Annotated in this window: 6 protein-coding genes; 4 read left to right on the top strand and 2 right to left on the bottom strand. The window is 43.3% G+C overall.

Going from position 1 to position 6,248, the window contains the following annotated elements; translation table 11 throughout:
- The coding region (locus tag NXS09_RS08340; RefSeq protein ID WP_259292088.1) for a hypothetical protein at nucleotides 1-817 on the bottom strand (817 nt) is incomplete at its 3' end.
- 563 nt (nucleotides 818-1,380) lie between these two features.
- Between NXS09_RS08340 and NXS09_RS08335 the strand changes: the two genes are divergently transcribed.
- The 4 genes from NXS09_RS08335 (at nucleotide 1,381) to groL (ending at nucleotide 5,200) form a co-directional block, all read left to right on the top strand.
- Entirely contained in the window at nucleotides 1,381-2,391 is a 1,011-nt protein-coding gene (locus NXS09_RS08335) for a S49 family peptidase (protein ID WP_259292087.1), read from the top strand.
- Between the two features lie 389 nt (nucleotides 2,392-2,780).
- On the top strand, nucleotides 2,781-3,068 hold the full coding sequence (gene groES / locus NXS09_RS08330) for a co-chaperone GroES (protein ID WP_151049839.1): 288 nt from the start codon (nucleotides 2,781-2,783) through the stop codon (nucleotides 3,066-3,068).
- A gap of 77 nt (nucleotides 3,069-3,145) precedes the next feature.
- The gene (locus NXS09_RS08325; RefSeq protein ID WP_259292086.1) at nucleotides 3,146-3,499 is read left to right on the top strand and encodes a type III secretion system chaperone; all 354 of its coding nucleotides are present in this window, start codon (nucleotides 3,146-3,148) and stop codon (nucleotides 3,497-3,499) included.
- Nucleotides 3,500-3,553: 54 nt separating this feature from the next.
- Nucleotides 3,554-5,200, top strand: a complete 1,647-nt coding sequence (groL, locus tag NXS09_RS08320; protein ID WP_259292085.1) for a chaperonin GroEL — start codon at nucleotides 3,554-3,556, stop codon at nucleotides 5,198-5,200.
- A 141-nt stretch (nucleotides 5,201-5,341) separates the two neighbouring features.
- Here the strand turns inward: groL and NXS09_RS08315 are convergent, their stop codons facing one another.
- Nucleotides 5,342-6,238 (bottom strand): ABC transporter ATP-binding protein, encoded by an 897-nt coding sequence (locus NXS09_RS08315; protein WP_259292084.1) that lies wholly within the window; start codon nucleotides 6,236-6,238, stop codon nucleotides 5,342-5,344.
- Between the last annotated feature and the right edge of the window lie 10 nt (nucleotides 6,239-6,248).

Genomic DNA, 6,248 nt, shown 5'->3' with positions numbered 1-6,248 from the left:
GTTCTGCGGTTGTATCGTTTTTTTCAGTTTCTAACGGTGGTTGAACAGCCTGGTTTTCTTCCGGCTGTTTATTGGTTTCAGACGGCTGTTGTGTAGTATTTTCCTGTTTTGTATCAGGTGTTTCAGGCACATTTTCTGAATCTGAAGATTGATTGGTGGTTTTATCTTCAGATTCGGTTGAAATAGTAGGCTCAGTTTGTTTTATTGTTGAAGTAGTGTTGTTTTTAGCTTCTACCGATGGTTGGCTGCTATTTTGTTGGGGTTGGGATGAAGTATCCGCTTTAGACGGATTAGCTATGGATGATACATTTGTGGCTTTTGTATCATTGTGTTCGGACGAACCGCCGCCACCGCCTCCGGCTAGGGCGCCTACCAGGCCTGCTCCGACTAATCCGCCGAGTGCAAGGGGTATTTTGCTACCGCCGGTCTCTTGTGGAGATGAGTTGATGGTAACCTCTTCGGCTAATTGTGTTTCTTGTGTTGTTTCAACCGTATATTCTTGGGTGTTATCGGCTGCATAAAAGCCTGCAGGTAGGCTGTTGCCCACCACTTCAGGGTAGTAAGTGTAGTAATTTTTAATAACAATATCAGGTGTTTCAGAAGTGGAATTTGTTGTTTGAATATATAAATCGTTGCCGTTGCGGGTAAATTCCAAATTTTCGGGCGTTAAGCCAGTTTCGGCATCTGCCAAACGGTAGTGTGCTTGGTCGAAAGCCTGTATATAAACAGGTTGGCCTGAGTTGGGGTGGACAGAGTGAAGTACAGTATTTGACGAGCTGTTGCTTTTGCCTACGGCAATCATGATTGGATTGGACATTTTTTTATTTCCGTAATGTTGTTAATTATTTTTTATGTAGTGTTTTTTTAATTTTCTTAGTATGCTGTATTAGGCTGTTTTTTATATCTTTTTGTCATTTAATATGATTTTTTAACATCATTTCAGCTCCCTTTCTTAATATAAATTAACTTGTTAAATAGTTGATTTAAATTTATAAAGATAAATTTATTTACACATATTAAAAATAACTTATGTCATATTTTTGGAATTTATCATTTATGATAAATTCATGCAAATATTGATATGGTATTTATGTTTTAATATATGATTTATGCAACAGTGGTGATTTTTGATGGGGCTGATTATTAGGAAATAACCCGAGAGGACAAAGATGTTTTGATAGTGCTGCGGTTGGGAGTGATAGAGGGATTAAGCTATTTTTCTGATTAAATATTAAGTACTAAATTCGGGTTGGTTGGTGTTGTTATAAGTTGTGGATAGGCATCAAACAGATTTATTGGCTAAGGCCGTCTGAATGCTAAGTTTTCAGACGGTCTTAATTCGCCTACAATAACCAAAATTTATTTTAGAGAGATTAGATTATGCAATATCGTATCCGTCGAACAGGTGATGATTCTTCTACACCACATCAGTCTAATGAAAGTTGGGAGCGCAATACTTTGCGTGATGTGTTGCTTGAGGCTTATAAAGAGCAGCGGCGTACCCGGTTTTGGCGTAATTTTTGGCGTATTGTGTGGGTATTAATTTTCTTATCGCTGCTTATCAATATAAGATCGTGCAGTGATTCGGAAAAACCATCCGGTCACGGGCGATTTGTGTCTGCTTCCGGTGAGCATACGGCGGTTATCTCGCTGACGGGGGAAATCGGTAATGAATATGGTGAAGATCAGGTTGCGCTGTTGCGTGAAAGCCTAGAGGCCGCATACAGTAATTCGGCAGTAAAAGGGATTATTATCCGTGCCAACAGCCCGGGCGGCTCTCCGGTGGTTTCCAATACGGCGTTTAATGAAATCCGCCGCTTGAAAGCCGAACATAAAGATATTCCTTTGTATGTGGTTGCCGAAGATATGTGTGCATCGGGTTGTTATTATATTGCTTCGGCTGCCGATAAGATTTATGCGGATCCTTCCAGCTTGGTCGGCAGTATCGGTGTGATTGGTGGTGGTTTTGATGTAACGGGGTTAATGGATAAACTCGGTATCAAACGCCGCTTGAAAATCGCCGGCAACAATAAAGGCATGGGTGATCCGTTTACGCCTGAAACGCCTGAGCAGGCGAAGATTTGGGAAGGTATGTTGACCGATATTCATCGCGAATTTATTAATGCGGTTAAATTGGGTCGTGGTAAACGTTTGAAAGAAAAAGAAAATCCTGATTTGTTTAGTGGCCGGGTTTATAGCGGTACCGAAGCCAAACAAGTTGGATTAATTGATGATTTCGGCAGTATTTATACGGTTTCACGAGATGTTATTCAGGCACCGGAAATGGTTGATTATACGGCTGAAGAAGATGATTTCCGTAAGTTATTCAGACGCGGTTTGCGTTCTGAGGTTTCATCGGCCATTGAGGCGGTTGGCAATCGTCTTTGGTAGTTTATCGGTTAATTTGGAAGCAGGCCGTCTGAATTGTTGTTCAGACGGTCTTTTATATTATCGGTAAGATACAAACGATTTTAAATGGTTGATTACAATTTATCAGCTTTGGATTATTTAATTAAACTAAGGTGTTTCCCTTGTTTTGAATATACATTGATTTATTTAAAAGAATAACGTATTTTGTCTGATGGTACGGAAAAGGCTTCCTGAATATGGAATTTTTTTATTGCAAAGATTCAAAAAGGGCTTGAATTTACCGTTTACAGCCTTATGTTGCCTTTCGTTCAAATGAGAAATGTTGTGTTATTCAAAACATGGCATTGCATTTTTTTAAATAACCTGAATTCAGGCATTTGTTTTTTAATTATTTTATTTGGAGCATACTCATGACCATCCGTCCTCTGCACGACCGCGTAGTTGTTAAACGTTTGGAAGCCGAAGAAAAAACCGCTTCCGGTATCGTATTGCCCGGCTCAGCTGCCGAAAAGCCCGATATGGGCGAAGTGATTGCCGTAGGTGCGGGCAAAGTTGGTAAAGGTGGTGAACGCCGCCCCTTAGACGTTAAAGTCGGTGACAAAGTGATTTTCGGCAAATACAGCGGTCAAACCGTGAAAGCAGACGGTGAAGAGCTGTTGGTAATGCGCGAAGAAGACATTTTCGGCATTGTTGAATAAACCATTATTATTGAGTAACGATTATTATTAATTTCAAAAATATCAAGAAAATCGGGTTGGTATCTGCCGGTCTGATGATGGCAGCGTGTGCTTCCCACATACCTACTTCCGGCTTTTATGCAGACGAAAGTTATGCGAAACGCAGCGAAGGATATGATTGGGTGGGCATTGATATTGCGCGAATAGACAGAGAGCACTACCGGGTAACGGTAAATTCCCGTAGCGATATCAAAAAACCGACTTGTTCGGGCAACTTTACCGCCCGGGCTGTCGGCCGGGATACTTTGCAGGTGGATTCCGAGCAGGGTCCGTTTCAGTTGGTATTCGGAAAAGATTCTTTAACCATAGATTCCGAAGAAGACGACAGAATTTTATATTTTTTCTGTTCGGGCGGCGCTTCGCTTATCGGCGAATATCATAAATTCCGATAATTTTCTTATTTTCAGTTTCGTACAAGTTTATTTAATTTTTAGGAGTAATAAAACATGGCAGCAAAAGACGTACAGTTTGGTAATGAAGTCCGCCAAAAAATGGTAAAAGGCGTGAACGTATTGGCGGATGCGGTTAAAGTCACCTTGGGCCCGAAAGGCCGTAATGTTGTGCTTGACCGTGCATTCGGCGGCCCGCAAATCACCAAAGACGGTGTAACCGTAGCCAAAGAAATCGAATTGAAAGACAAATTCGAAAACATGGGCGCGCAAATGGTGAAAGAAGTGGCTTCTAAAACCAACGATGTGGCCGGTGACGGTACCACAACCGCAACCGTATTGGCTCAAGCCATCGTGGCCGAAGGTATGAAATATGTAACTGCCGGTATGAATCCGACAGACCTGAAACGCGGTATTGATAAAGCGGTTACTGCGTTGGTAGACGAATTGAAAAATATTTCCAAATCTTGCGAAACTTCTAAAGAAATCGCCCAAGTAGGTTCGATTTCCGCCAATTCCGACGAACAAGTCGGCGCGATTATTGCCGAAGCGATGGAAAAAGTAGGCAAAGAAGGCGTGATTACCGTAGAAGACGGTAAATCTTTGGAAAACGAATTGGATGTTGTAGAAGGTATGCAATTCGACCGCGGCTATCTGTCTCCTTACTTCATCAATGATGCCGAGAAACAAATTGCCGGTTTGGATAATCCTTTTGTATTGTTGTTTGACAAAAAAATCAGCAATATCCGCGATTTGTTGCCGGTATTGGAACAAGTGGCCAAATCAAGCCGTCCGTTATTGATTATTGCCGAAGATATCGAGGGCGAAGCCTTGGCGACTTTGGTTGTGAACAATATCCGCGGCATTCTGAAAACCGTTGCCGTTAAAGCTCCGGGCTTTGGCGACCGTCGTAAAGCCATGTTGCAAGACATCGCTATTTTAACCGGCGGTACCGTAATTTCCGAAGAAGTGGGTTTGTCTTTGGAAAAAGCCACTTTGGAAGACTTAGGCCAAGCCAAACGCATTGAAATCGCTAAAGAAAACACAACCATTATCGACGGCTTCGGCGATGCGGCACAAATTGAAGGCCGTGTGGCTGAAATCCGCCAACAAATCGAAGTGGCAACCAGCGACTACGATAAAGAAAAACTGCAAGAGCGCGTGGCTAAATTAGCCGGCGGTGTGGCCGTGATTAAAGTAGGCGCGGCTACCGAAGTAGAAATGAAAGAGAAAAAAGACCGCGTTGACGATGCATTGCATGCAACCCGTGCGGCTGTTGAAGAAGGTATTGTAGCCGGTGGTGGCGTTGCACTGTTGCGTGCCCGTGCGGCTTTGGAAAACCTGCCTACCGGTAATGCCGACCAAGATGCCGGTGTGCAAATCGTATTGCGTGCCGTTGAATCTCCGCTGCGTCAGATTGTGAAAAATGCCGGTGGCGAGCCTTCTGTTGTCGTAAACAAAGTATTGGAAGGCAAAGGCAACTTCGGTTACAACGCCGGTAATGATTCTTACGGCGATATGCTTGAAATGGGTGTGTTGGATCCTGCCAAAGTAACCCGTTCCGCATTGCAACATGCTGCATCTATTGCCGGTTTGATGTTGACTACCGATTGCATGATTGCCGAAGTTGTTGAAGACAAACCTGCTGCTATGCCTGATATGGGCGGCATGGGTGGTATGGGCGGCATGGGCGGTATGATGTAATACTGCTTATCCGGCTTTATCCTGAATAAAAAAACCGCATATTTCACAATATGCGGTTTTTTTTATTTCTATGATGAGAAAGATGATTGAAGGCCGTCTGAAATATATTTCAGACGGCCTTTTCACTGGTATTTTATATAATTACATATTCATCATGCGCACAAACACATCTTCTAAGTCGGTTTGTGGCAATGAAAGGTTTTTAACCTCTATGCCGGAATATTTCAGCGTTTGCAAAACAAAGGCCAATTGGTCGTAATCATCTAGTTTTAATACAACCGAACCGTTGTTCTCAGATACCAACCAAGGCCGTAAATTATCAGGAAGGGTGCCATTAATCAACAGCTCGGCGTATAGCTTTTGATCACTTTGTAATAAGTCGGCAGTGTTATCCAATGCCACCAGTTCGCCTTGTTTCAGCATGGCAATCCGGTCGCAAAAACTTTGTGCTTCTTCGAGATAGTGGGTAGTGAGAATCACCGTGTGGCCTTGTTTGTTCAGGCTTTCGATAAATACCCATAAGCTTTGTCGCAACTCAACATCCACGCCGGCAGTCGGTTCGTCGAGCACAATAACGGGCGGACGGTGAACCAATGCTTGTGCCACCATCACCCGCCGTTTCATCCCGCCGGATAGATTGCGTGTATTGGTGTGGGCTTTGTCGGCAAGGCCGAGATTTTCAATAATTTCTTCAATCCAATCATCGTTTTTTCTAATGCCGAAATAGCCGGATTGGAGCCGTAATGTTTCGATAACGGTAAAGAAAGGGTCGAATACCAGTTCTTGCGGCACGACACCTAAGTTCATGCGGGTATGGCGGCTGTCTTTCACCACATCGTAGCCCATGACTTGAATGGTGCCTGAGGTAAGGCGGCTTAAGCCGGCCATAGCGGAAATTAAAGTGGTTTTGCCTGCGCCGTTAGAACCGAGCAGGCCGAAAAATTCGCCTTGATTAATATCGAAGCTGACATCTTTTAGTGCGGTAAAGCCGTTAGGATACGTTTTAACGGCATTTTGAATGTGTATAGCCGGTTGCATAATGATTTCC

The sequence above is a fragment of the Neisseria montereyensis genome (assembly GCF_024834045.1).
Taxonomy (GTDB): Bacteria; Pseudomonadota; Gammaproteobacteria; order Burkholderiales; family Neisseriaceae; genus Neisseria; species Neisseria montereyensis.
Note: the sequence above shows the minus strand (reverse complement) of the source record. Positions and strands in the feature narration are given on the sequence as shown.

Bases quoted from the DNA above. Each gene is read 5' to 3' on its own strand.
- NXS09_RS08325 (WP_259292086.1), top strand. From the start codon at position 3,146: ATGGCAGCGTGTGCTTCCCACATACCTACTTCCGGCTTTTATGCAGAC.
- NXS09_RS08315 (WP_259292084.1), bottom strand. From the start codon at position 6,238: ATGCAACCGGCTATACACATTCAAAATGCCGTTAAAACGTATCCTAAC.
- groL (WP_259292085.1), top strand. From the start codon at position 3,554: ATGGCAGCAAAAGACGTACAGTTTGGTAATGAAGTCCGCCAAAAAATG.
- NXS09_RS08335 (WP_259292087.1), top strand. From the start codon at position 1,381: ATGCAATATCGTATCCGTCGAACAGGTGATGATTCTTCTACACCACAT.
- groES (WP_151049839.1), top strand. From the start codon at position 2,781: ATGACCATCCGTCCTCTGCACGACCGCGTAGTTGTTAAACGTTTGGAA.